Raw genomic sequence first — 25,462 nt, 5'->3', positions numbered from 1 at the left:
TAAAAGTACAAATGACAGAGCCAGTGAAAGTTAAAAAGTGGTCTTACCCAATAAAGATTGGTGGTGCGGGTGGCACAGATCCACAGCAGTATTACGCGGCATTAGCGAAGGCGCAGGATGGTTATTACCCACTTGGCAGCAATGGTTTGTGGCATGGCGGCGTGCATTTTGATGAGGCTTCCGGATTAGTCTCGGCACAGAGCGAGGTTCGTTGCATCGCTGATGGGCAAGTAGTTGCCTATCGGATCGATGACACTTATCCAGCCACGGTATATACCGACCGTACCGCCTTTGCTTCGACAGGCTTTGTGCTGATTAAGCATGTATTGGAGGTGCCGGCCCCGCCAGCGCCTACCCCTAGTTCGGGCGGAACCTCGCCGCCTGCTCCAGCTACCGGGCCGCTACTGACGTTTTATAGCCTGTATATGCATCTACTGGACATGGATGGCTACAGAACGAAAACGCCTATGTTGGAGCGTCCGTCATATTGGGTTAATGGAGGCTACCAAGTAAAAGCGGATGTGAAGGATCCCGTCGAGGGCCTGAATGTGCGCGCAGGGCTTCCAGGAACCACGGATTACACCAATATTCTGACTACATTGCCGCGTGGTACCACCGTCACCACGGGAGGCGCGAGTACAGATGGAAAATGGCTAAAAGTTGTAAGTGTGTCGCCGGAAGCCGGCCAATCCGTAGCTGTAGGCGGGTGGGTGTTCAAAACCCAAATGAATAGTAAAGGCCCAGAACAGTACCTGATTGGCGAGTTAGCAAAAGATATACCTGCTAATCAGGCCAAGGGATTGAGAGTTCGTAGAACGGGTTCGACCACCGGCGAGGTTATGTCGATTCTGCCTGCTGGTACTCAAATTGAGATTAGCCAGGAAGGCGCAGTTGGTAACTATCGAAAACTAATAAAAGTTGTGAGTGGAAACCCAATTCCTGCACTTGTTGCTGATGAGGCGGGCAATATTGGAGGTTATGTATGGTTTCCCTCTCTTAAAACTAAGACTGAACCCAAGGATATGGGGAAGGTCGTTTTGCTCGATGAACCTGTGGCCATTAAGGCCGGCGCGTTGGTTGGTTTTGCAGGTCATTATCAAGAACACGATGAAGGAGCACCTCGCAACCTAGTTCATGTGGAATTATTCACGTGCGATGATATTGAGAAGTTTGTTTCACTTAGCCAAGGTGCGGCTGCTGCCTTACCAGATGATCAAAAAAATCTGTTAAAGATTTACAAAGATACGAAGCTCATTACTGATCGCCCAGATATAAGTGCGACCAATCCACCACAAGCCAACGATGCCGGTGTGGTGATTGGATATGATCTGGTTGTGCCCTATAGTGTTTTAGAGTCGTTGCCGGATTCAAAAAAAATCAAACAAACTGTTACTAATCCCGGTTCAGGTACTATGCCTGCCGCTTCTAACACTACTCGATGGTGGCATCTCGAAGGATTGCTTGGAGATGCGCAAGGTAATCCTATAAGCGGGTGGGTGGGCGAAAAAGATTTGATTACCACTCGCCATAACCCATGGGAATGGATTGGGTTCAAGTTTATTGAAGAGACCGAGAGTAATGCTGAACATCTATCTTCATATCTTCATGATCGCGATATGCTCACTGATGAAGAGAAGACTATTTTCGTTCCTCTCGCCAGTAAGTCGACTAAGGGGCCGGTAAAGGAAGGGCTATACGATATAATTGATAGTGATAAGAACGATAAACTGACTACGAAAGAAATCCAAGCTGCCCTCGCTAATCCTTGGTTCGCGCAATCAATATCGCAGCTTATTACAAAGTGTGAAAGTGAATGGTTTTATGATGCGGAAAAATGGGATGCGCTGGATAAGTTAATGGGACATATAGCTGATAATCCTAACGTGAATTGGGTTCAGCAGAAAAAACGAATCAAAGAACTATCTTGGTGGAAGGAAATTGCCCCGCAGGAGGGGCTGAGCCCAGATGGTAAGGTCTGGCATGTGCATACAATTGGATTAATAGGGAACTTCGATCAAAAGAAAAAATGCACATGTAATGTTGTCGTAAAGGTCACGAAGTGGCATTCTAATTTCGGTCCCGTAGTATGGGGAGAAGGAAAGCTGGGGGACGCTCCGCAATGGGCAGCTATCGAGGCGTCTGGGAAGGTTACCGCATTCGAGAAAAAAGTAATTACAGCGATGTGCGAGAATGAAGGGAAAATAAATGCGGTGCAGGCATATGATAGCGAGCTTATAACTGCAGGGGCAATGCAGAAAACAGTCAATCCATTGGGCGAGGGAGAACTTCCAGTTCAAGTTAAAAAATTCAAAGAATTGTATCCTGACGAGTTTTTTGAGTTGTTTGAAAGTCAAGGTTGGTTTCTCGATCTAAGTGGTGAAAAGCCGAGCATGTATTACCAGCATCCGGATTTTTTGGATGGGGAAAAAATTGCGGGTGATGATCTTAAAAAGAAATTGAGGTTAGGTTGCTCGCTAGCAACATACGGGAAGGTTATCGAGTGTAAGCCTGTATCAGTGATGTCCTGTGCAGTCGGCAGCCCTTCATATGTCGAGCTTCAGATTACAGACTTTATAGACCGATTGAGAGATGTTTTGCTGAAAGTGCCAAATACGTATGGTTTTTCAATTGGTAAGGTTTTTCGTTCTGCGCTGGGACAGGCAACGGCTTTGGATGAAAATGTGAATAGACCAGGTAAGGTTGCAGCTAATGTTAAAAAAGCTTTGGATGAATTCTTTTTGCAGAATCCAAACGTCAGCAAAGACATAGCTACTTGGGGAAGTAATCACTCAGTATATGAACGGAAGATTGTGGATATCTACGGGCCGGGTCGCCCTGAAATGACGGATCCGGGACCAAGATTTACTAAATTAAAGGCTGCACTCAATGTTTAATATATTTTTTTTATTTGTTCTTTCCAGTTTTGCGTCATTGCAGATGGCTCAAGCAGATCCAAAGGCCATGGAAGTTAAAGGAGTAAAAGGCACTTCCTTGAGTGCTCAAAGCTTCGATAACAAATACGGTGGATGGCGTGACGTAGAATATAGATCCGCCGCAGTATCGTTCAAAATTTATGCCGTTCCAATTGGGATGGAGCCTTCGGAGGATGGGGTCGTAGCGAACCCTGATACGGATTCTATTTCTCCCGATAATAGATATTTGATCATTCAGCGGACTAATGCTGGGGAGGTGGTGGATGACGAGGGAACTACCATTATTTCTTCACAGGCATATTGTGATGTAATTTCGATGGAGACGGGCTGTATTAAGAACATAGGGTCAGCGCAACAGTGTGAAGGGACATGGCAGGATGATAAGTGGAAGACTTCGAGGGGAGAGTTTTTTGATTTTTCGAAAGGGAGTAAGTCCCCAAAGTTTTTGATCTCTGATGCCTCGCGGGATACTGAAAGTCAATCGCGTGCTAGTTCTCTGAGGGATCATATTTTCATGGGCGTCCCCTCGTATATGGCATGTTATCCTCCGGAAAATAATATATCTGAATATAACGACATGGGGTTTTATTTTGCTCAGGGAGGTGAGCATCTTTTGGCAATGCAAGTCTATAATCGTTTATTACTTGTAGCGCCGGATAGGGTGCCGTTAAAGCTCAACGTTGCTGACTCCTTGTGGGCGCTTGGTAAGGGTGACGAGGCAAAAAAGTACTATGCTGAATACCTTGGTGCGATGAAGAAGAAAAATATGGAAATTAAAATTCCTAGCAGAGTTAAGGAAAGATTGAATTAATGAAGTTGCGAAAGTAGGCAAGGAAATCGATAATTGAATCAAAGGGGGCCGATCTATTCTTTGCGCTCGACCGCTTTGAATTTAGTTGAGAACTTAAATAGATCTGGCCCGTTTGTCGGTTCTGACTCTATCTTCTGTCGCAGGCCCGTGCAGAATTGAACGGATCACTGAGCTTTTTACGGACGCCAAGGAATGCAGATTTTCAGATTCAGCCTCATTTTTTTACTTTCAATACTGTCGCCTGTGGTCATGGCTGAGGGCACGATGATTGCCACCATCCTTCAGGCCGACTTTTCCAAGGACCCGGAAGTCCGGTTGCTTGTCAGAGTCGTTGATGTGGGTGGCGGTTCGGATACCCCTTCCATGGCGGTTCGTAATCAATGCCTGGAGAGGAAGGCGTCCGCAGAACGTCCTGGGCCGGATTCGTGCTTTTCGATAGAGATCACTGAGAGCAAAAAGCAACGGGCCATTGTTCGGCAAACGCTATTGAATGATCCTCAGCGCACAACCGACCCTATCTATTTGGAAATTGTTTATCGCTCGGAGGTCAGCGAGAGCGATCCGACGAATCACCATCAGCGATCCGCCACACTGAAGATCGAAGAAAACGGCCTCTACAATTGGAACAATGAGAGCGAACAGGCATTGGCGGACGTTGAGTGGTTTCCATCGGGAAATGGTGTTCTTGATCTGATGGTTCCTGACGCGGATGCATTGTTGAATTCTGTATATCGGGATCGTATGAGTCGGCTGGACGAAAGCGGTCAGAAAGCACTGAGGGAAACTCAAAGAGCCTGGATGAAATTTCGAGATGCGGAGTGCCAGGCCGACCCGAAATCGCATAAATCAGTTTTCGGTGAGTGGTCCGATAGCTGCCTAATTCGCGCGACGATAGAGCGTGCTCGTCAATTGGCTTTGGCACCGGACAAGAGCAGACGTTGAAACGGACAAGCCAGAGCATTCGCGCGAAAGCGCCGACTTGGATGAGCATGAACAAACTTTTCTTTCTCTTTTTTGCGCTATTTCCTTTAGGCGCTCAAAGCGCAGTCACCACCGAATCACTTTGCTTCGAACTATCCCAATCGAGCCCGGTAAAGTTCGAACTCCGTACCTACTACGACGAAGCCAGCAAATGGTCTGGTGGCTTCGTGAAGTACGCCAAATCCAGAGAGCCCATTTCCATTGTTCTAACGGATTCCGAGAACGAAATTCTCGATCCGGACGCCCCTTGGCAGCACACCAAAACCTGGTCCGAAGTCGTCAACGGCAAGGTCACGGGCACTTATGAGTTGATGACGCAAGGCTCACAGATCGTGTCGATGTCTTACACAAAGCAGTCCAACGGCAAGGTGTACAGCTTCGTATTCAATACCAGCATCTCCGGATGCAAGTGGGAGTAGGGCAAGCACATGCAATTCAGAACTCTGGCGGTATTACTGCTCGCTCTGATGTGGACGATCCCGGCGTTAGCCGAAACCACTACGTTCAGCCCAGCCAAAGGCGTCGACGCGACGCTGATTCTCGAAGGCTCCAAGCTGAACATCGCGGTTAAAAGCGAAACGCACAGCGAGTCGCGAACAATCGATTTTGAAGCCGAAAACGAACTCCACGTGCAGTTCGACGATTTCAATTTCGACGGCGCCAAGGATTTCGCTATCTGGCAGCTTGATGACGGCATGGGTACTTATCACTACTACCGAGTATTCGTTTATCAAGCCAAAACCGGCACGTTTGAAGAGTTGCAGCCGGACTGCGGCGATGGCTTCGTTAACCTGCGCGTCGACAAAAAGCGTAAAGCGTTGCTCAGCACTTACTGGGAAATGAACATATCCAAGCAATGCATCACCCGATTCACCAAACGCAAGGCCTGAATGACTCAAGGAAGAACACCGTGAAACGTTTTGTTTTTACCCTACTGGCCGTGCTACTGCCGGCTTCAGCGGCCTATGCGCAGGACGACTGCAGCCATGTCACCTCAAGCCTAGAAATGGTGCCCTGCTCGGAGGCGGCGAAGAAGGCTGCCGATGCGCAGTTGAACGTCAGCTACAAGCAGTTGATGTCGCGGCTTGAGTCTGACTATCGAACAGATCCGGCGTTGGGCGCGGAGTACACGGCGAAGGTCAAGGAGTCGCAGCGTGCGTGGCTGAAATTGCGCGATGCGAATTGTCCGATGGAGGCGTTCGAGATCGAGGTGGGTAAGCCTGCTTACGCGGCGGTCACCAACTTGTGCATCGCTAGAATGAGCCGCGAGCGTTCGGCGTATCTGGACAAGATTGTCCCTGCTCTTGCATCCGACAAGAGCGCTTCGACGGCGCCGAACAGCGACGCTTGCCCCTCGGAGGAGTTCGCGCCTTTCCTGACTGCATTTTCCGCCAACAGCGAATCACAACGCCGTCTCACGGCGTTGACGGTCAAGTCGCTGGTGTTGAAACCGGTAGCGGGAAAGGATCGTAGTACCTTTGAGCCTTCGACCTCGGGCGTCAGTGGAACCTCTTTCACCTACCCGTTGATGACCGCAATCACACCCGGCAAGACACCTGGCGTCGAGATCGAAGAGGTCGATGACAGTCACGTCAACGTGGTGGATAAGCGAGCGGGAAACAGCAATGTGAAAATCTTCAACTTCTCTCGTCAGGCATGTTGGGTGCTTGAGGGAATTGAGGATTGGTCGATCAGTGAGAAGGATCTTGTCGCAACGGACAACCCCGGAATGAGCCGCGCCGAGAACTTCTGTTATCAACGTGCCGAAGCGTTAGGTGGGCTGGGTTTTCTTGAGCAATACCCGCTGACGGTGGAGTTGATTGAAGCGTCCCTGGAAAACTTTGTGTGTGCTGCAGAGTCGGGTGACGCACAGGCGAGCCTGTCGGCGGCAAGCCTGAGTCTTTCGCAAATGGCGTCTCAGTTGGAAACACCTAAGGTTGAGGCGCTGTTCAAAGCGGCCTCGAAAATACCGAGTGGCGCGTTGGCCTATGCCACGTTTTTTTGTGTCGGAAACTCCACCGACTATAACGGCCCTTGCCTCCATCCCAAGCAGGCAGAAGAGCAGGTCATTCGGGCGATCACCATGGGTTCCACAGACGCGATGAGTTATCTGGCCTCGACCTTTGAAGGTGGCGAGTTTGGAACGAAGGATATGTCGCGGGCGTTAGCCTGTTATCAGATGGCGGCTGACAAAGGTCATCAGTCGAGCATCGACAGCGTGAAGCGATTGGGATCGCAGCCGATCAAGGCCAGTCACTGCATTTGAAGTTCGGGATGATGTTTGATGCGCTTTCGCACGCGTTGAGCCTGAGCCCGTCACGCTTAAACGTTTAATACTTGAGCATCTGACAACGGCAATTTTCCTTTAAACTCCCCACCCCCAAGGAATGCGCTCAGGACACGGAATGCCAGCCCCCTCGACCTCGCTTCGCCCCGCGCTAGTGTTTTGGCTGTACGCCGCCGCAATCGTGCACATACTCGCCGGTCTCACCCTGACCTGGGCCGGGCATTCCGGTTTACTCGACGGCTATCTGCAAGTTCTCGAACTCGCATTCTGGGGCGCCGACGCGGTACCCGCCGCCGGCCACGAGCAACAGGTTTGGTGGCTCGCACTGTTCGGCGCAACACTTCAAAGTTATTCGCTGTACATGCTCGCGCTGGTACACCTGGGCAATCGCCTGAAAGCCCCGGCAATTTGGGGCTGGTTGATGGCCGGCATCCTGTTGTGGGCGCCGCAGGACATGTGGCTCTCCGCGCAACAACAGGTCTGGTCGCACCTGTGGCTCGACGGGTTTGCGCTGCTGGTGCTGATGCCGCCGCTGATCTGGCTGTACCGCCATGACCGGCGAAAATCCTCTTCAGAAAAGACACCTATCAATTCCAACCCCTTTGCCGGCGGCGCCTACAAACGCGTGCTGATCACCGGCGGCACCGGGTTTATCGGCGAGGCCGTGGTCAATCAATTACTCGATGGCGGCCACACCGTCAGCGTGCTGGCGCGCGATCCGTTGAAAGCGGCGAATCTGTTCGACGGTCGCGTTCGCTGTGTACAGTCACTGAGCGAACTCAGCCACGACGAAACCTTTGACATAGTGATCAATCTCGCCGGCGCGCCCGTCGCCGGCCCGCGCTGGAATCCCAAACGTCAGGCGCACCTGATCGCCAGTCGGGTCGACACCAGCCAAGCGCTGATGACCTGGCTGAAAAACACAAAGCCAAAACCGACGCTGTGGATTCAGGCCTCGGCCATCGGTTACTACGGCGTGCGCGATGCCAGCGAAAGTCTCGACGAACACGCCAGCAAGGGCGACGGCTTCATGGCCGAACTCTGCGCACGTTGGGAAGCCACCGCGCAACCGGCCACCGAGTTTGGCGTGCGTCAGGTGGTGCTGCGCCTCGGCGTGGTTTTCGGCCCCGGCGGTGCGTTGTTGCCGTTGCTGATGCCGTTCCGCTTGGGTTTCGGCGGGCGCATGGGCGACGGTCAGCAGATCATGAGCTGGGTGCATCGCGACGATGTACTTCAGGTGATCGCTCGGGCCTTCGACGACGAGAGTCTGCGCGGCACCTACAACATGGTCGCGCCCGAAACCGTCAGTCAGGCAGCGTTCGCCGCCAATGCCGGCAAGGTCCTCAATCGCCCGGTGTGGTTCCACATTCCTGCTGCGCCAGTGCGCGCGCTGGCCGGGGAAATGGCGGAGCTGTTCTTCGACGGTCAGCGCGTGGTGCCTCAAAGATTGACTGAGGCCGGTTACACATTCCGCTATCCAACTCTCGACGCCGCTCTGCGCGATCTGACCTGAGGATCGTCCATGAGCAAGCCTTTGATGTACCTGCTGGCCGGCAACGGCAGCGCCGCCGATTGGTGGGACGATGCGTTGCCGCACTTTCAGCGTTACGACGTGGTGCCGCTGGAGTTGCCGGGCTTCGGCGCCAACCCGCAGCCGCCCTGCGAGGATCTTGCTGACTACGCGCAGACCTTGCTGGCGATGACGCAGAAGGGCAGCGCGATCATGGCAGTCGGGGTCAATGCGTTGCTGGTGCTGCATGCGTTGCAACGTCGGCCGGGGCATTTTTCTCGCAGTGTCTTGTTGGCGCCGGTCGGTGCGTTTTTGTGGCAACGCCGGCTGCCGGCGTTGATGTCACCGCTGCCGATCCGCAAGACCATTCACTGGCTGCTGTCGAACAAACCGGCGCTGTTCGCGCGCAAGTTTTCCAACCAGACCTGGACGCCCGCGCAGTACCAACGCATGGGCGCCGGTTATGCGCGCTGCCGCGCATTTGTGCCGCATTGGGATCTGGTGCGGGCCGATACCGCGCTGCCGCTGCTGGAGTGGATCACCGATCCGGTCGAGCTGGTTTGGGGCGATCAGGACAATGTGCTGGGCATCGAGCAAGCGGCGGCGTGGTCGGCGATTCTGGCCCGCGCCGACCTGACCATCAGCCTCAAACCCGGTTGGGGGCATTACCCGTGGATCGACGCGCCCGCGCAGTTCGCGCAGTGGCTGGAGTCCGGCGAGCGCGGGTTTGTTGCGCACACCAAGGGCGGGCGTTTGCGTCTGGCGGAACTGGCCCGGCAACCGGTGCCGGCGGCGCTGACCCTCAACGATTGCAATGATCCGCGCCTGCCGGCGTTCCTCGCCAGTCAGGCGCAGGCGACCTGGGCAGTGCGTTCTTCCAGTTATGGCGAAGATCAGGCCGACTCGGCGAATGCCGGGTTGAGCACCACTTATCTGCGAGAGCCCACCGCCAACGTAGCGAAACGCATTGCTGAATTGACCGCCGAAGGGGTCGAGGAAGTGGTGGTGCAGCGCTTCATCACGCCGGTCGTTTCCGGCATCGCGTTTGTGCGGCATCTGTCGGTGGAGCTTGAATGGGTTGAAGGCCATTTGGAGTCACTGGCCGACGGTCACGTCAGCCCCGAACGGGCGACGCTTTCGCGGCTTGGCGATGCTTGGCGCAGCGGCACGTTCACGCCATCCCACGGCTTGACCGAAGAGCGGCTATGGCAATTTCTGCAAGACGTGTTGCGGGTTTTCCACTACGTGCCCGGCGACGTCGAATGGGCTTGGGACGGTGCGCAACTGTGGTTGCTGCAATACCGGCCGATCAGCGATTACGGCTGGCGCCGGCACCTCACCGCCGCCAACATCGCCGAGATCCTGCCACCGCAACCGAGCGTTTTTGTCGAGTACGCTCAGCGCCGCGCGGCAGCGAGTATCCCGGCGATCATGGCGCGGTGGGATGCGCGGGTGTTGCAGGACAACGAGCCGTTCACTGCCGTGTTCGGCGGCGCTTCGTACATCAACAACGACCTGTTCCTCGCCCGACTCGCCGACTGGGGCATCAGCGCCAGCAACTACGCTGGTGAAGTCGGCGGCGCGACCCCGCATCTGCTGTGGCAACCGCTGAAAATGCTGCGTTCGCTGCCGCTGTTCCTGCGCATGCAGCGTATCGCCCGAGGTCATCTGTTGAATCTTGAACGAGGTTTGCAGCGCTTCGATCAGGAGTTGGCCGAACTCGTCGCCCAAGGTGCCGACGGCCAACAACTGGCGGACTGGTTCACCCGGTTTTACGTGTTCGTGGTGCAAGGCAATCTGTGCATCGCCACGGCGCTGGCCAGCAGTGGCGGTGATTGGCTGGGCCGTCCGCCGACCGCTTACGACAACCTTGAAAACAGTCCTCACCGCTTGCCTTGGGAAACCGATCCGGCCACCCCTCGGCCCGCGTCGAGCGAGTTGCCGTTGCAGGCGTTTCCGCAATGGTCAGGGCTGATCCGCCTCGCTCACTCGACCGGTCTTCCGGGCCTGCGCGGTTATTACCTGCAAGTGCGCGAGTGGTATCGCGACAACCTGATGCGGATCTTCTTCCGCCTGCACCACGCCATGCCGCTGTCGGATCGCGAGCATTGGTTCGCGCCGCATCCGGATATTCGAACTCGTGACGGCAGCTTCTGGCAGGACGGTCGCGAAGGTGCGGAGCAGGCCACCGGGTTCATGATTTATCCGGGGCAGGTGCAGGGCATTCTGGGTGAGGACATTTTGCTGGAGGACACCCTCGATCCGGGGCGGCACGCGCATTACCAAGCGGCGCGGGCGGTGATTGCGCGGATGGGGGGGCGGTTGTCTCATGGTTCGACGTTGTTGCGGGAATTGCGCAAGCCGTCGGCGGTGATGCCGCAGGTTGATCCGGCGTGGGTGGGGTGTGAGGTGTTGTATCGGGATGGTGAGTTGAGTCTGGTCAATCCGGGCAACAAGGGATGAGCCGGCAGCTGTTGGTAGTAGGTTTTCATTACGGAGTTACAGCGTGAAAGGATTTTCGATACTACTCGGCAGCGTCTTGTTGGCCATAGCATCACTGGCATTCGCCGCCGACCCAGACTTCAAGGGCTACACCGTCACCCCGGTCTTCACCGGCACTCACCATGAGCTGGTGCCGCAGGAAAACAGCAATCCGATGATGGATCAGGCACGCTCGCGGGCCTTGAAAGGCAAGGTCAACTTCGCCGGCCACTACATCCTGCACCCGCTCGGTTGCGGCGGCAGCGCCATCTGCGCCGAAGTGCTTGATGCGCGAACTGGCGAGGTCGTCGGTGGGTTGCCGAATGCCTACGACGGCAGCACGTTTGCCATGGTCTACCAACCCGACAGTCGACTGATCTTCATTTCCGGCATCACCCTCGACGGCGAAGAAGATGCCCAGGGTAATTCGCTGGAAAGCATCAACCGGGATCGCTACTACGAGTTTGTGGGCAACGAGTTCCGGCTGCTGACGATGACCGAAGCAGAATCGCCGCTGCTTGATTAAGGATGATGGGATGAACCGTTTTTTCATTCGGCCCGTGCTGAGTGCGCTTCTGCTTCTGCCTAGCGCAATGCCTGCGAGCGCCAGTGAAGGGAGTTGCTATGGCTACCTCACCGAAATGCTCAGAAGCAGCGACTTCCCGTTTCGGTATGTCGGCAAGGAAAAGGTCAATCTGCTGATTGACGACGATCACGGTGAAACCGTTAAAGCGCAGTTGTTCTTTGACACCGACGGTACCGGCACCATTGGCTGGATCAAATACACCCCGGCGACTCGCGTATTGCTCAACACATCCGCCGAACTGGAGGAGCCTGTGGCGTTGTCGTTCGATGGCAGGTTCGCCGATGGCTACGAAAAATGCCTGACGGAAAAACAGGCCGGATAACGGCGAAAAGGAATTCTCGATGAAACTGTTTTTTCTCGCGGGAAGCCTGTCATTGCTGCTCTCTGCGCCTGCGTTCGCCGCGCCGGCAGATGCCTACACCCAACGCGATGTCATGCAATGCGGCGCGCCTGAATCGACGTGAAGCTAATCGACCTGTAGACCCCACAAGGAAGTAGATGGAATTGACCAGTTTGTTTAGATTCTTTCGCGTGTTTGGACTTGTGACCAGCCTGTCGGTCCCATTCGCACTGGCAAGCGATCCGCAAACCATCGGTGAGTTGCATCCGCCGGTAGTGGCGTCGTTGGGTGATCAAAAGATCACGGTGTTCTTTCTGAAGAACAACCTGAAGACACAAGTGACGGGGGTTCACGTTCCCGCCGCCGAGATCTTCTATTCACCTGCGAACGCAACCAGGCCAGAGCTGAATTACGTTTGGAAGGTCGAAGGCGATGAGATTGCTTCGGTGTTTTTCCATGAGCGGAAAACACCGGAGCGGGCGGGGAAGTCCATGTACGTACTGACGAAAAGAAAGGAGTCGAACCGGAGTTTCGAAGGCTTTTCCTATTCGGTATTGGAACTGCCGCTCAGGAACGACGATAACCAATTGTCTTTGAATTTTTTTCGCGGTGATCTACCAGAGTCTGAATTTCAGAACTGTCGCGACGGGTTGGATCTGGAGAAGAGTCAGGATGTGGTGTGCGCTTACAAGGACGCGGCAAGTGTAAAAAAACGCTTGTCTTTGCTTGATGGGCAAACTGTTGAAGACCCAAGGCCGGAGCCGGTGAAAGCAAGCGGTAACGAGACCACTATGGCTTGTCCTTCGCCTGAGTTCTCAACATTCCTGGCCGCTTTTTCCGAGCGTGCGGATGTGCAAAAAGCCTTCGTCCAACAGCCGCTGCAACTGGTTACGACGGTAGCGGGCGATCCAGAGCCGGAGCTGCAAAAAAGCAGTCTCAGCGGCGATAAGCTCAAGTTTCCAATCATTCCGGATCGCGCGAAACGCGACGCCCAAGGGCTGACGCTGACGATCAAAGAGGAACAGGGCAACCAGGCCGCGGCGATTTTGCAGAAACCGGATACCGACTATGTCTTTGAGTATCGGTTTGTCCGTGAGCATTGTTGGGAGCTGAAAGAGGTAATGGATTATTCGCTTTAGATTGGCGGCATGCGTTGCTGAGAGAGTGCTGGCGCCTTCAGAACTGGGATTAGAGGGATTTGTGAATAAGTTATTTGTGATGCTGTTGTTAGTGTTGCCGCTCACAGCCCGCAGTGAGGTTACAACTCAGGTTTATTGCTTCCGTTCGCTGGAAGGCAAAAGCATAAACTTCGAGCTCAGAACTTATTACGACTCGGTCGCTAAATGGAGCGGGGCAGGGGTTAGGTATTCCAAGTCAAAAAAGGCTATTCCGCTTGTCTATCGGAGCTCTGAAGAGGAAGTCATGGCAGAGGGGCGGCCTTCTCAGTTCACGACAACGTGGGTGGAGGTTTCCGAGGACTTGCTGACGGGCGAGTATGAAATGGTCAGTCAGGGTGCCCGGATCTATGGGATGACCTACATGAACTACAAATCCGGCAAGAAGTATTCATTCGATCAAGACATAACCATGGAGGCGTCGCCAGAGACGGGTTGTCAGTGGTGAGTCAGATTGAAAATTCCAATGAGTCTGCAGGTCGCTGGATCAAAAGATCGCAGCCTTCGGCAGCTCCTTGTACAGGGATGTGTTTCAACAGGTGTAGGAAAGTGGCTGTTGGATCGTGACTTGGTAGTCATCGTGCGAGAAAACAGCGGCATCCTCTTCCAACGTTAGCCAATAGTGGCGTTATCGCTTGAATCCCTTACACTCCCCCGGCCGTTCATTTTCCTTTTGAGGCTGTGCGCATGAAATTTCGTTTTCTTCTGTGGATGCTGGGTCTGTTGATGGGTAAGGCCAGTCGGACAAATCCTGCGTTCCAGCAGCAGTTGGGTGACAAGGATCTGGTGTTTCAGATGCAGACGCTGGACGGGAAGGTGGCGCGGCATTTCGTGGTGAAGGATCAGCGGATTACCAGCAAGTCTGGCGTGGTTGCGGAGCCGGCGTTTGCGATTGCCTTTAAAGATGCGGGGTATGGTTTTGCCACGATGCAGGCGAAGAACAAGCAGTTGGCGTTTATGCAGGGGATTCAGGACAAGTCGATCCAGATCAAGGGCAATCCGGCGCTGGTGATGTGGTTTCAGGGCTTGATGAAGTATTTGAAGCCGAGGAAGGCCAAGCCTAAGGCTTGAGTCTGGGATCAGATGCGGTCAGTTGGAACGAGGTGGATTCATCGCGGGCAAGCCCGCTCCCACAGGGATCGTGTTGATCTTGTGGGAGCTGGCTTGCCCGCTATGCGTTTAGGGCTGGCTGAATTGCGAAGCCAGTTCGCGCAGCAGGACTTCAGCCTCAAGCACTTTGCTGACAACGTCGTTGGCTTTTTCGCGGGTCAGGCCGACGCGCTCGAGCAGGGCGTCGGGGATGTCTTCATCCGGGCCGGAACCGATGCCGCGGCTACGCAGCAGGCGCACGGCCAGGCACACAAGGTTCGGGTATTCCGCGTAGGCACCGTCGTAGCTCGGGTCGTGCTGGAAGCGCAGGGCGGTGGCCAGTTCCTCCGGCATGTCCCAATAACGCATCAGCCATGAGCCGATCTGTTCGCGGCTGATGCCCAGCAGGTGTTGCTCGATGTAGCTGTGGCACAGGTGCGGATTGACCTCCAGGTGACGGCAGATCAGCGAGAAGTGCGGCGGGAAGACGTGGGCCAGCAGCAGATAACCGAAGTTGTGCAATAGGCCGGCGAGGTAGGTCAGGCCGGCTTCCGGGCGCTGGGCGCGCGGCATGGCGCGGGTCAGGCCTTCGATGACGGCGGCAGTGTAGATCGACTGCTGCCAGTACGGCGTCGTTTGTTGTGGATGGTCTTTCGGCAGGCTCAACGTCTTACCGAGGGCCAGGCCCAGCGCCAGGTTGATCACCAGATCGAAACCGAGCACGCGGACGATCGCGTCCTCCACCGAACGAATTTTGCCCGGCGAGGCGTAGTACGGCGACGCCGCCCAGCTCACCACTTGTGCGGCCAGCGCAGGGTCGGTTTCAACCACGCCGGTGATGTCGTCGATGGTGGCGTTGGGGTCAACGCGCAGCTTGATGATCTTCTGAGCGGTTTCGGCCAGCGGCGGAATCTCGATGGTCGCTTCCAGTCGCTGCTGGATGCGTCGCGCGGTGAACGCTTGCACGGCCTGGGTGATTTCCTCGCGGTCATCATCGGGGCGGTCGAGGTTCGGGCGGATGCTGGTCAGGTTCTCGCCGAAGTTGGCAGCGCTGGCCTTGGTCAGCATGGTCTTGAAGTGTTCGCTGGAGATTTCCAGCAGCACGCCCGGCTCGCCGGAGTTGATCAGCAACTTCGGCTCGCGCAGCAGGCTTTCTTCGTAAAGGCACGGCGAACTGGTCAGCGCCGGCAGACCTGGCAATAGGCTCAAGCTGTGTTTGCCGAGCATCTTTTGCAGGCGCTCGGTCGACACGGCGGTCAGACGACGGCCCGTCAGTTCGGCGAGGCGATTGAGGTCAAGCAGTTGGCTCTGTGGAAACAGCACCATCAGCGCGCCGACAGCGTCGTCCAGCAACACGGCTTGGACTTTGCGCGACGCATTGAGGCCGTGGTGGTCGAGCACTTCTTCGTAGGCGATCCCGAGCTTGTCCAGCAGCAGCCGAATAACAGACGGAGCGTGCGGAGATTCGGGGGCGAGAGCAGCTTCGGTCATGGTCTGTATCCGTTTTTGAAACAATTGCTGGAGTATAACCAGCTCTGTCGGAGCAGGCTGTCAGAAACTGCGACGGTGCTCACACTTGGCCGTATTGCTGCCCGTGGCGCAGCCACCGGTCGAGCAATGGGCTGACGTGGGTCGGCCAGCGTTCCAGCAAGGCTTGGGCGGCATCGCGCACGGCGGGCAACAAGTCGGCATCGCGCATCAGGTCGGCGACCTTGAATTGCAGCAGGCCGGTCTGACGGGTGCCGAGCATTTCGCCGGGACCGCGCAGTTCGAGGTCTTTCTCGGCGATGACGAAACCGTCGTTGGTCTCGCGCATGATGCCCAAGCGTTGGCGGCCGATCTGTGACAGCGGCGGATGGTAGAGCAGCACGCAATGACTGGCCGCGCTGCCTCGACCAACTCGACCGCGCAACTGGTGCAGTTGCGCTAAGCCCAGACGCTCGGGGTTTTCGATGATCATCAGGCTGGCGTTGGGCACGTCGACGCCGACTTCGATCACCGTGGTGGCGACCAGCAGTTGCAGGTTGCCGGCCTTGAATTCGGCCATCACTGCGGCTTTTTCGACAGGTTTCATGCGGCCGTGGATCAGCCCGACCTTCAGTTCGCCGAGGGCGGCGGTGAGGTCTTCGAAAGTGGTTTCGGCGGCTTGGCAAGTCAGCTCTTCGGATTCTTCAATCAGAGTACACACCCAATAGGCCTGACGGCCCTCGGCACAAGCGCCGCGCACTCGTTCGATGACTTCGACGCGGCGTGTGTCGGTGACCAGCACGGTGTTGACCGGGGTTCGCCCGGGCGGCAGTTCGTCGAGGATCGAAGTATCGAGGTCGGCGTAGGCGCTCATCGCTAGGGTGCGGGGAATCGGTGTGGCGGTCATGATCAGTTGATGCGGGCACATGCGTCCGCCGACGCCTTTCTGCCGCAGCGCCAGACGCTGTTGCACGCCGAAGCGGTGTTGCTCGTCGATGATCACCAACGCCAGATTCTTGAACTTCACTTCTTCCTGAAACAGCGCATGGGTGCCGACCACCATCGGCGTGCCGCTGGCGATTTGCTCCAGCGCGGCGACACGGTTCTTGCCCTTGAGCTTGCCGGCCAGCCACGCGACTTCAATGCCCAGAGGTTCGAGCCAGCGCTTGAAGGTGATGAAGTGCTGTTCGGCGAGGATTTCCGTGGGCGCCATCAGCGCCACTTGGTAACCAGCCTCCAGCGCCTGAAGCGCGGCGAGGGCGGCGACCACGGTTTTACCCGCGCCGACGTCACCCTGAATCAGCCGCAGCATCGGTTCGTGCTGACTGAGGTCGTAGGCAATTTCGTTGCCGACCCGTTGCTGTGCGCCGGTCGGTGCGAAGCCGAGGTTGGCCAGGTATTTGGGCGGCAGCTTTTTCGCTTTCGGCATGGCTGGCGCGCGCAGGGAACGCATGCTTTCGCGCAGACGCTGCTGCGACAGTTGATGCGTCAGCAGTTCTTCGAAGGCGAGGCGATGCTGGGCCCAGTGATGACCGAGGGCGAGTTCGTCGACGTCGGCATCGACGGGCGGGTTGTGCAGGTAGCGGATCGCATCGGCCAGCGGCGCCAATTGATAATCGCGCGCCAGTTCGGTCGGCAGCCAGTCGGGCAGGCTGGTCGGGCCAAGCAGGGTCAACGTCTGCATGCACAGTTGGCGCAGCCGCGCTTGGGTCAGGCCTTCGGTCAGTGGGTAGACCGGGGTCAGGGTTTCATCCACCGGCGGCGGCTCGTCGCCCGTGATGGCGCGGTATTCCGGGTGGTAGATTTCCAGTCCTGACGCGCCTGGCCGCGCTTCGCCGTAGCAGCGAATCCGCGTGCCGCGCTTGAGGCCTTCTTTCTGCGCGTTGCTGAAATGGTAGAAGCGCAGACTCAAGCCGCCGGTGCCGTCCTGCAGGCGCACGACCAAACTGCGACGACGGCCCATGACCACGTCGGCGCCGCTGACGGTGCCTTCGACCACGGCATCCTGTCCCGGTCGCAAATGGCCGATCGGCACCACGCGGGTGCGATCCTGATAGCGCAGCGGCAGGTGGAACAGCACGTCCTGAAGATTCTCCAGACCGACCTTGGCCAATTTCTCGGCCATGGCTTCGCCGACACCCTTGAGTGCCGTCACCGACACTTGCGACAGCTCTGTCATGACGCTCGCTTAACCGGCTGTAACCGGTGCCGCTGGCTTGGCCACCGAGCACAGGCGAATGGAGTCGGCGAGGATCTCGATGGCTTTGGGCCGCGGGAAGCTCGCGCGCCAGGCAATCGCCACGGTGCGGAATGGCACCGGCGGCGACAATGGCCGCACTGCGATCACGCCCGGGGCGTAGTGATGGCTGTCCACCGCCGACAACGGCAGGATCGAGATACCCAGACCGGAGGCGACCATGTGGCGAATGGTTTCCAGCGAGCTGGATTCGACCGTGGTGTGCTTGGCGCCGTCACTGCCCTTGGTCAGGGTCGGGCAGGCTTCGAGCACCTGATCGCGGAAGCAGTGGCCTTCGCCGAGCAGCAACAGGCTCTTGTCGTTGAGCAGGCCGGCGTCGATGGTCGCTTTTTGCGTCCACGGGTGCTGGGCCGGCATCAAGACGTAGAACGGCTCGTCGTAGAGTTGCAGGGTGAGTACGTCGGCTTCGTTGAACGGCAGGGCGATGATGATCGCATCGAGTTCACCGTTGCGCAGTTTGTCGCGCAGCACGTGAGTAAAGTTTTCTTCGATGTACAACGGCATCTGCGGGGCGACCCGGTGCAGTTGTGGAATCAGGTGCGGAAACAGGTATGGGCCGACAGTGTAGATCGCGCCGACTTTGAGCGGGGCGGTCAGCTGGTTCTTGCCGGCCTGGGCCAGTTCGCGAATGCCTTGGGCCTGTTCCAGCACCTTTTGCGCTTGAGCGACGATGCCTTCGCCGACCGGCGTCACACGCACGGCACTCTTGCTGCGCTCGAAAATCAGCACACCGAGTTCGTCTTCAAGTTTCTTCACACCCACCGACAGGGTCGGCTGGCTGACGTGGCATTTTTCGGCGGCGTGGCCGAAATGCTGCTCTTGGGCGAGGGTAACGATGTAGCGTAATTCTGTGAGGGTCATAGCAAGCGTCCATGAAGATGCGGGCCAAGCATACCGGCTGCAATCGATAGACGCACGTTATCAGACTGAGGGAGGAGTGCGACACCGGGCAATGTGGGTTTGCCGCCCATAGATATGCAAAAGGCACCTTTCGGTGCCTTTTGGGTTGAATCTATCGGCTGGTACATCACCACCCTGTGGGAGCTGGCTTGGCAGCGATAGCGGTGGGTCAGTTGGTAAATTCTTGACTGACACACTGCAATCGCTGGCAAGTCGAATCGTCGCACCGCAGCTCCCACAGGGGTTTTGTGTTGTGCCTCAGCGACGGCGTTCCAGCGAGTAAACAAACGGCGCAACAATTTCGATCGAGCCATTGGTCAACATGTCGGCCGGTGGCTTGGGCAGCGGTTGTGCGCGGCGGATCATTTCCAGGGTGGCCCGGTCCAGATCGGCGTTGCCGGAGCGGCCCACCAGTTCGAACGACAGCACGTTGCCTTCGCCATCGACCACGAAACGCAGACGGTTCAAGCCTTCCTTGCCGCGAGCCTGTGCGCTTTGCGGGTACTTTTTGTACTTGGCCAAATGCGCGAGCAAGGTGCCTTGCCAGCTGGCCTTGGCAGCCATCTGGGCCGGCGACGGGCCTGGTGCAGGTTGAGCGGATTTCTCCGTTGGCGCCTGGGTCGGTTGGGTGTCGGCCGGTTTTTCCTCGGAAGGCTTTTCCTTCGGTGGATCGGGCAGCTTTTTCTCGACAGGCTTCGGCGGTTTAGGCTTTGGCTTCGGTTTTGGTTTCTGCACCGCGATCTCGGCTTTCGGCGCTTCGGCCAATTTCGGAATCGGCAGCTCTTCAGCCGGAGCCGGTGGCTGCGGTGGGGTGACGACTTTCGGCGGAGCAGGCGGTGGCGGGGCCGGAACCGGTGCCAGCTCGACCATCATTGCCTGAGGCGGCAATTCGATGGGCGGGCGGGCGGTCCAGTTCAGCGCCAGCGCGATGGCCAGCGCGTGAACGCCCAGCACCACGGCCAGGCTACCGCTGTAACGCGTCAGCTTATGGCGCGTCGTGATCATTTTTTGACTGCGCTCTCGAGCCCGACCAGACCGACCTTCAGGTAACCCGCTGCACGCAGGTTGTCCATCACGCTCATCAGATCGCCGTAATCCACGCCTTTGTCGGCCTGGAAGAAGATGGTGGTGTCTTTCTTGCCCTTGGTTCTGGCGTCGAGGGTGGCGCCCAGTGTTTCAGGCTTCACTTCGTCTTCGCCCAGGAACAGGCGCTGATCAGCCTTGACGCTGAGGAACACCGGTTTCTCTGGCCGCGGCGCCGGTTTGGCGGTCGAGGCGGGCAGGTCGACTTTGATGTCAACGGTGGCCAATGGAGCGGCCACCATGAAGATGATCAACAAAACCAGCATCACGTCGATGAACGGCGTGACGTTGATTTCGTGGTTCTCGGCCAGATCGTCGTCTGCGCCTTCTTTCAAATGCAGGCCCATGGCCGATTACCCCACTTTCACCATGTGCGGTTGCGAGCTGCGCTCAGGCTGGTGATCGAGGTCACGGCTGACCAGCAGCAGGACTTCTGCCGACGCATCGGAAACCTGCGCCTTGTAACCGGCGATGGAGCGGGCGAACACGTTGTAGATCACTACCGCTGGAATCGCAGCAACCAGACCCAGTGCGGTGGCCAGCAGCGCTTCTGCGATACCTGGCGCCACGACGGCAAGGTTGGTGGTCTGGGTTTTGGCGATGCCGATGAAGGAGTTCATGATGCCCCACACGGTACCGAACAGGCCGACAAACGGTGCGGTGGAACCGATGGTGGCCAGCACGCCAGTGCCGCTGCTCATGTTGCGACCGCAGGCAGCCACCAGACGCTCGAGACGGAAGCTGACGCGTTCCTTGATGCCTTCCTTCTCACGGCTGTTAACCGACAGGCGCATCTCTTCGAGCGCGTCGTGCACCAACAGGTTGGCGAGCGTGCCTTCTTTGCCCGCAGTGCTGCTGGCTTCTTTAAGGGTGGAAGCTTTTTTCAGGGCGGCGATTTCGCCACGTAGACGACGCTTGGCGCCCATCAGCTCAAAGCCCTTGGCGATCCAGATGGTCCAGGTGATGATCGAAGCGATGGCCAGGCCGATCATCACGATTTTCACGATGATGTCGGCGTTCTGGTACATGCCCCATGGCGACAGGTCGTGGGCCATGCCCAGGGTGTTGTCGGCTTCAAGGACTTCTGGCGCATCGGCAGGTGTGGCGTCGAGGGTTTGAACCGGAGCCGTTGCATCCGGTGCAGCCGCCGCTGGAGCGCTCTGTTCGGTGGCGGCGGGAGCAGTGGGTGCCTGAGCGTCGGCGAAAGCGGCGGTTGGCGTCAGCATCACGCTGAGCAACAGAGCCGCCACCGCGCTCCAGGCGCGAGGTCGTTTGGTTGGCGAAGCGGGTATTTGATTACGTGTCATGCTGGCCGGACCTGAGATAGAAAAACGGTAATGCTCTTCCAGGCCTCGTGAGGCCGAGAGCAAAAGTGGCAGGCATTATTGCAAGTAATTCTTGTTAACAAAAGTAATACAGTAACTTTTTTTCCTTCATTGCTAGCCGCTCGTCCTGTCCCGAGGCTAGTCTGTGCCTTTCTGATGGGAGTTTTTTGATGTCCGCGCCTTCTGTTTTGATCGCCGGTTGTGGTGATGTCGGTAGTCGTCTGGCCACGCAGCTATTGGCTGCCGGCTGGGAAGTGCATGGCCTGCGCCGAAATGTCTCGCGCCTGCCTGAAGGGGTCATTGGCGTTGCCGGTGACCTGTTCAATGAAGACTGCCCGGCGACCTGGCCGGTCGGTGCCGTGGATTACCTGGTGTATTGCGCCGCTGCCACCGATCACGATGAGGCCGGTTATCGCGCGGCTTATGTGCAGGGTTTGCAGAATGTACTGAGTTGGCTGGACGACTATGGTCAAGTGCCGGATCGACTGATCTTCGTGTCCAGCAGCAGTGTTTATGGGCAACTGGACGGCGAGTGGGTTGATGAAACGAGCGAGACCGTCGCTTCCGGTTACTCAGGTCGGTTGATGCTCGAAGCCGAGCAGGTAGCGCTCAACAGTGGTATCCCGGCGAGCATCCTGCGTCTGACCGGTATTTACGGCCCGGGTCGGGAATGGTTGTTGACCCAAGTCCGTCGCGGCTATCGCGTGGCGGTCGATCCGCCGCTGTATGGCAATCGCATTCATGCCGATGACGCGTCGGGGTTGCTGGCGTTTCTTCTGGAGGCGGATCGTCGTGGAGAGGCGTTGAAAGATATCTACATCGGTGTCGACGATGCGCCGGCGCCGCTGACCGAAGTGGTGGGCTGGTTACGCGAGTATCTGGGGGTCACTGAGTGGTCGGAAGATGAAAGCGTGCGGCGCACCGGCAGCAAGCGTTGCAGTAATGCGCGGGCGAAAGCGCTGGGTTGGGCGCCTAAGTATCCGAGTTATCGCGAAGGGTATGCGGCGATCCTCGAAGATAAGGGCTGACTTCCAGATACTCAACGCAACAGTAGGAGTGAGCAAGCTCACTCCTTCATGGGTTCTCTATGGTTTCCGAGGCGGGTTACTGCTTTTCGAGCAACCACTTGCGCTCACCGGGTGTGAGCGCCGGCATTTCATCGGCCAGCGCGGTGTTCACCACACGGAAGATCTCCAGATCCTTGCCCTTGCGCACGAAGATCCAGTCGTTACCCTTTCCATTGAGTTGCAGCCACATGCTGTCGTTGTCGCTGCTCATCGAAGCGCAGTCGCCAGCCAGACAAAGGCCATAGCGATCGGCGCCTGGCAGGCCGGAAACTTGGCCGTCGGCCTGGAATTGCACAGCATTGCCTTCGCCTTCGCCGCTTACAATCTTCCAGCTGCCGCCAAGGTAAGCCGAATACAGTGCGCGTTCGAAACTCGCACCAATCGGCGCGCCTTCGGGCACTGGAATCTGTGCGCGGTCGAAACGCTGTTCCGGTTCGTTGTCGCTCCTGACCTGTTGCAGGTGACTGCCGTCGCGTTTCAGCTCGCTGGCGGAGCTGCCATAGAAGTCGACTTTCCAGGTGCCGGACTGTTCACCGAGCAGACGTCCGTCGGCGTTCTCAAAGCCATTGGTGTAGCGGGCTTGAGCGGCCTTGGTGTTGACGTCCCATTCCAGATTCGGGCCGTAGGCCTGAAGCGCTTCGCGCAGAGGGCCGCCCTTGGCCGCGGCATCAATCGCCACCTGATTGATCCAGGTGCCGCTAATGTCACGGTCGGCAGGGTCGCTGGCGCAGCCGCCGAGGAAAATGGTGAACAGCGAGAGAGCAAGCGCTTTACGCATGGTGGAATCCTTACAAAACCTTTCTTGCAGAGCAGTCGGCGCGGCGTTTGAAGGCCGCGCCGTGCGCATCACTCGATGACCAGAATGGCATCCATTTCAACCTGCGAACCCTTTGGCAGGGCAGCAACGCCAATGGCGGCGCGGGCCGGGTACGGCTGGTCGAAGTATTTGCCCATGATCTCGTTGACCTTGGCGAAGTGGCTCAGGTCGGTGAGGAAAATGTTCAGTTTGACGATGTCCTTGAACGAGCCACCAGCAGCTTCGGCCACGGCTTTGAGGTTCTCGAACACCTGGACGGTCTGGGCTTCGAAGCCTTCAACCAGTTCCATGGTTTTTGGGTCCAGCGGAATCTGGCCCGACATGTAAACGGTGTTGCCGGCCTTGATCGCCTGGGAGTAAGTACCGATGGCGGCAGGTGCCTTGTCGCTGGTGATAACTGTCTTGGTCATGTATGACTCCTTGTAATTGTGGGCTTATGCGCGCATGCGAGTGATGCGGATCACCCCGGTCAGTGCGCGCAGTTTCTTGATCACACGGGCCAAGTGAACACGGTCGTGGACGCTGACCACCAACTGGACAACGCTGATACGACCATCGCGTTCGTCCATACTGATTTTCTCGATATTGCCATCGGCTGCGTTGACGCTGCTGGCCAGCAGGGCGATCAGGCCGCGCTGGTGTTACAGCTCGACGCGCAGTTCGACGTTGAATTCGCCGGTGACATCCTTGGCCCACGAGAGCTGGATGCATTTTTCCGGGTTGTGCCTGATTTCGCTGATATTGCGGCAGTTGTCCAGGTGCACGACCATGCCCTTGCCTGCCGACAGGTGCCCGACAATCGGGTCGCCCGGGATCGGTGTGCAGCATTTGGCATAGCTCAGCACCAGACCTTCGGTGCCGCGAATCGCCAGCGGGCCTTCCGGGCTTGGCAGTTGTTCGCCTTCGCCCAGCAGGCGGCGGGCGACCACGTAGGCCATTCGATTGCCCAGACCGATATCTTCGAGCAAATCTTCGATCAGTTCGAGGCGGTATTCTGTGAGCATCGCCTTGACACGCTCGGCCGGAACCTTCTCCAGCGAGCTGTCGAAACCATTGAGTACCTTGTTCAGCAGGCGTTCACCGAGGCTGATGGATTCGGAGCGGCGTTGCAGTTTCAGCGCATGGCGAATGTGCGTGCGGGCCTTGCCGGTGACCACGAAGTTGAGCCACGCCGGGTTCGGGCGCGCGCCCGGGGCACTGACGATCTCGACCGTGGAGCCGCTTTGCAGCGGTTCGGACAGCGGTGCGAGACGACGGTTGATCCGACAGGCGATGCAGCTGTTGCCGACATCGGTATGCACCGCGTAGGCAAAGTCGACTGCCGTGGAGCCTTTTGGCAGCTCCATGATCCGGCCTTTGGGCGTGAACACGTAGACCTCGTCCGGGAACAGGTCGATCTTCACGCTCTCGATGAATTCCAGCGAGTTGCCGGCCCGTTGCTGCATTTCCAGCACGCCTTTGACCCATTGGCGGGCGCGGGCGTGAGTGCCTTTCGGCTGCTCGTCACCGCTGGATTTGTACAGCCAATGGGCGGCGATGCCATTGTTGGCCATCTCTTCCATTTCGCGGGTGCGGATCTGGATTTCGATCGGTACGCCGTGCATGCCGAACAGCGTGGTGTGCAGCGACTGATAGCCGTTGGCTTTGGGGATCGCGATGTAATCCTTGAAGCGTCCCGGCAACGGTTTGTACAAATTATGCACAGCACCTAGCACGCGATAGCAGGTGTCGACCTTGTCGACGATGATCCGGAATGCGTAGACATCCATGATCTCGTTGAAGGCCCGACGCTTGCCGCGCATTTTCTTGTAGATGCCGTAGAGGTGTTTCTGGCGACCGCTGACTTCGCCCTGGATGCCGTCGATTGCGAGGCAATGGCCGAGGGATTCTTCGATCTTGTTGACGATTTCCTTGCGGTTACCCCGGGCGCGCTTGACCGCCTGGTAGATCCGCGCGGAACGCATCGGGTGCATGGCCTTGAAACCGAGGTCTTCGAATTCGATGCGAATGGCATGCATGCCCAGCCGGTTGGCGATGGGCGCGTAGATTTCGAGGGTTTCCTTGGCGATCCGGCGGCGTTTTTCTCCGGACAGCACTTCCAGCGTGCGCATGTTGTGCAGGCGGTCGGCGAGCTTGACCAGGATCACGCGAATGTCGCGTGCCATGGCCATGGCCATTTTCTGGAAGTTTTCAGCCTGGGCTTCGGCCTTGGTCTCGAAGTTCATCTGAGTCAGTTTGCTGACCCCATCGACCAGTTCAGCCACGGTTTCACCGAACTGCGCTTGCAGCGCTTCTTTGGCGATACCGGTGTCTTCGATCAAGTCATGCAGCATCGCTGCCATCAGGCTCTGAT

23 protein-coding genes and 1 pseudogene are annotated in these 25,462 nt (G+C 57.2%); 15 read left to right on the top strand and 9 right to left on the bottom strand.

Features of this window, described 5'->3' with window-relative positions:
- Positions 1-23 precede the first annotated feature (23 nt).
- From ACIQVE_RS24880 to ACIQVE_RS24815, 14 genes are all read left to right on the top strand, one after another.
- Positions 24-2,894, top strand: a complete 2,871-nt coding sequence (locus tag ACIQVE_RS24880) for an SH3 domain-containing protein (protein WP_402813504.1) — start codon at positions 24-26, stop codon at positions 2,892-2,894.
- Positions 2,887-3,744, top strand: coding sequence for a type IV pilus biogenesis/stability protein PilW (locus ACIQVE_RS24875; protein ID WP_402813501.1), 858 nt, complete (start codon positions 2,887-2,889; stop codon positions 3,742-3,744). Before ACIQVE_RS24880 ends, ACIQVE_RS24875 begins: the two co-directional genes overlap by 8 nt.
- Positions 3,745-3,936: 192 nt before the next feature.
- Entirely contained in the window at positions 3,937-4,686 is a 750-nt protein-coding gene (locus tag ACIQVE_RS24870; protein ID WP_402813498.1) for a lysozyme inhibitor LprI family protein, read from the top strand.
- Positions 4,687-4,733: 47 nt separating this feature from the next.
- Entirely contained in the window at positions 4,734-5,144 is a 411-nt protein-coding gene (locus tag ACIQVE_RS24865; protein ID WP_402813495.1) for a hypothetical protein, read from the top strand.
- Positions 5,145-5,153: 9 nt separating this feature from the next.
- A complete protein-coding gene (locus ACIQVE_RS24860; RefSeq protein ID WP_402813492.1) occupies positions 5,154-5,615 on the top strand; it encodes an XAC2610-related protein in 462 nt (153 codons plus the stop codon).
- Positions 5,616-5,635: 20 nt separating this feature from the next.
- Positions 5,636-6,991: a lysozyme inhibitor LprI family protein gene (locus ACIQVE_RS24855; RefSeq protein ID WP_402813489.1), complete on the top strand. Its 1,356-nt coding sequence runs from the start codon at positions 5,636-5,638 to the stop codon at positions 6,989-6,991.
- A gap of 139 nt (positions 6,992-7,130) precedes the next feature.
- Positions 7,131-8,525, top strand: coding sequence for a TIGR01777 family oxidoreductase (locus ACIQVE_RS24850; protein WP_402813486.1), 1,395 nt, complete (start codon positions 7,131-7,133; stop codon positions 8,523-8,525).
- A gap of 9 nt (positions 8,526-8,534) precedes the next feature.
- Entirely contained in the window at positions 8,535-10,985 is a 2,451-nt protein-coding gene (locus tag ACIQVE_RS24845; protein WP_402813483.1) for an alpha/beta hydrolase, read from the top strand.
- Positions 10,986-11,028: 43 nt separating this feature from the next.
- Positions 11,029-11,529: a hypothetical protein gene (locus tag ACIQVE_RS24840; RefSeq protein ID WP_402813480.1), complete on the top strand. Its 501-nt coding sequence runs from the start codon at positions 11,029-11,031 to the stop codon at positions 11,527-11,529.
- 10 nt (positions 11,530-11,539) lie between these two features.
- Positions 11,540-11,911, top strand: coding sequence for a hypothetical protein (locus ACIQVE_RS24835; RefSeq protein ID WP_402813477.1), 372 nt, complete (start codon positions 11,540-11,542; stop codon positions 11,909-11,911).
- A 19-nt stretch (positions 11,912-11,930) separates the two neighbouring features.
- Complete coding sequence (locus ACIQVE_RS24830; protein ID WP_402813474.1) at positions 11,931-12,053, top strand: hypothetical protein; 123 nt, start codon at positions 11,931-11,933, stop codon at positions 12,051-12,053.
- Positions 12,054-12,087: 34 nt separating this feature from the next.
- A complete protein-coding gene (locus tag ACIQVE_RS24825) occupies positions 12,088-13,068 on the top strand; it encodes a hypothetical protein (RefSeq protein ID WP_402813471.1) in 981 nt (326 codons plus the stop codon).
- 61 nt (positions 13,069-13,129) lie between these two features.
- The gene (locus ACIQVE_RS24820; RefSeq protein WP_402813468.1) at positions 13,130-13,552 is read left to right on the top strand and encodes a hypothetical protein; all 423 of its coding nucleotides are present in this window, start codon (positions 13,130-13,132) and stop codon (positions 13,550-13,552) included.
- Between the two features lie 239 nt (positions 13,553-13,791).
- Positions 13,792-14,175 carry a helicase gene (locus ACIQVE_RS24815; protein ID WP_123532739.1) on the top strand — a complete coding sequence of 128 codons (384 nt, stop codon included), beginning with the start codon at positions 13,792-13,794 and terminating at the stop codon, positions 14,173-14,175.
- A 108-nt stretch (positions 14,176-14,283) separates the two neighbouring features.
- Here the strand turns inward: ACIQVE_RS24815 and ACIQVE_RS24810 are convergent, their stop codons facing one another.
- The 6 genes from ACIQVE_RS24810 to exbB form a co-directional block, all read right to left on the bottom strand.
- Positions 14,284-15,684, bottom strand: coding sequence for an aminoacyl-tRNA deacylase and HDOD domain-containing protein (locus ACIQVE_RS24810; RefSeq protein WP_402813464.1), 1,401 nt, complete (start codon positions 15,682-15,684; stop codon positions 14,284-14,286).
- Between the two features lie 79 nt (positions 15,685-15,763).
- A complete protein-coding gene (gene recG / locus ACIQVE_RS24805; RefSeq protein ID WP_402813461.1) occupies positions 15,764-17,839 on the bottom strand; it encodes an ATP-dependent DNA helicase RecG in 2,076 nt (691 codons plus the stop codon).
- Between the two features lie 9 nt (positions 17,840-17,848).
- Positions 17,849-18,778: a LysR substrate-binding domain-containing protein gene (locus tag ACIQVE_RS24800; RefSeq protein WP_402813458.1), complete on the bottom strand. Its 930-nt coding sequence runs from the start codon at positions 18,776-18,778 to the stop codon at positions 17,849-17,851.
- 297 nt (positions 18,779-19,075) lie between these two features.
- Complete coding sequence (locus ACIQVE_RS24795; RefSeq protein ID WP_402813455.1) at positions 19,076-19,822, bottom strand: TonB family protein; 747 nt, start codon at positions 19,820-19,822, stop codon at positions 19,076-19,078.
- Complete coding sequence (exbD, locus tag ACIQVE_RS24790) at positions 19,819-20,247, bottom strand: TonB system transport protein ExbD (protein ID WP_042561763.1); 429 nt, start codon at positions 20,245-20,247, stop codon at positions 19,819-19,821. The genes ACIQVE_RS24795 and exbD overlap by 4 nt, the downstream gene beginning before the upstream one ends.
- Positions 20,248-20,253: 6 nt before the next feature.
- Positions 20,254-21,207 (bottom strand): tonB-system energizer ExbB, encoded by a 954-nt coding sequence (exbB, locus tag ACIQVE_RS24785; protein ID WP_402813451.1) that lies wholly within the window; start codon positions 21,205-21,207, stop codon positions 20,254-20,256.
- Between the two features lie 188 nt (positions 21,208-21,395).
- Here exbB and ACIQVE_RS24780 point away from each other — a divergent pair, with 188 nt between their 5' ends.
- Positions 21,396-22,253 (top strand): SDR family oxidoreductase, encoded by an 858-nt coding sequence (locus ACIQVE_RS24780; protein WP_402813448.1) that lies wholly within the window; start codon positions 21,396-21,398, stop codon positions 22,251-22,253.
- A 76-nt stretch (positions 22,254-22,329) separates the two neighbouring features.
- Here the strand turns inward: ACIQVE_RS24780 and ACIQVE_RS24775 are convergent, their stop codons facing one another.
- From ACIQVE_RS24775 to ACIQVE_RS24765, 3 genes and pseudogenes are all read right to left on the bottom strand, one after another.
- A complete protein-coding gene (locus tag ACIQVE_RS24775; RefSeq protein ID WP_402813445.1) occupies positions 22,330-23,070 on the bottom strand; it encodes a hypothetical protein in 741 nt (246 codons plus the stop codon).
- 68 nt (positions 23,071-23,138) lie between these two features.
- Positions 23,139-23,519: a RidA family protein gene (locus tag ACIQVE_RS24770; RefSeq protein WP_003229509.1), complete on the bottom strand. Its 381-nt coding sequence runs from the start codon at positions 23,517-23,519 to the stop codon at positions 23,139-23,141.
- A 24-nt stretch (positions 23,520-23,543) separates the two neighbouring features.
- Positions 23,544-25,462: pseudogene (locus ACIQVE_RS24765) on the bottom strand (RelA/SpoT family protein); the annotation flags it as partial.

The organism is Pseudomonas sp. NPDC098747 (assembly GCF_044760045.1).
Lineage (GTDB): Bacteria > Pseudomonadota > Gammaproteobacteria > Pseudomonadales > Pseudomonadaceae > Aquipseudomonas.
The sequence above is the reverse complement of the archived record's forward strand: the minus strand, read 5'-3'. Positions and strand labels throughout refer to the sequence as shown.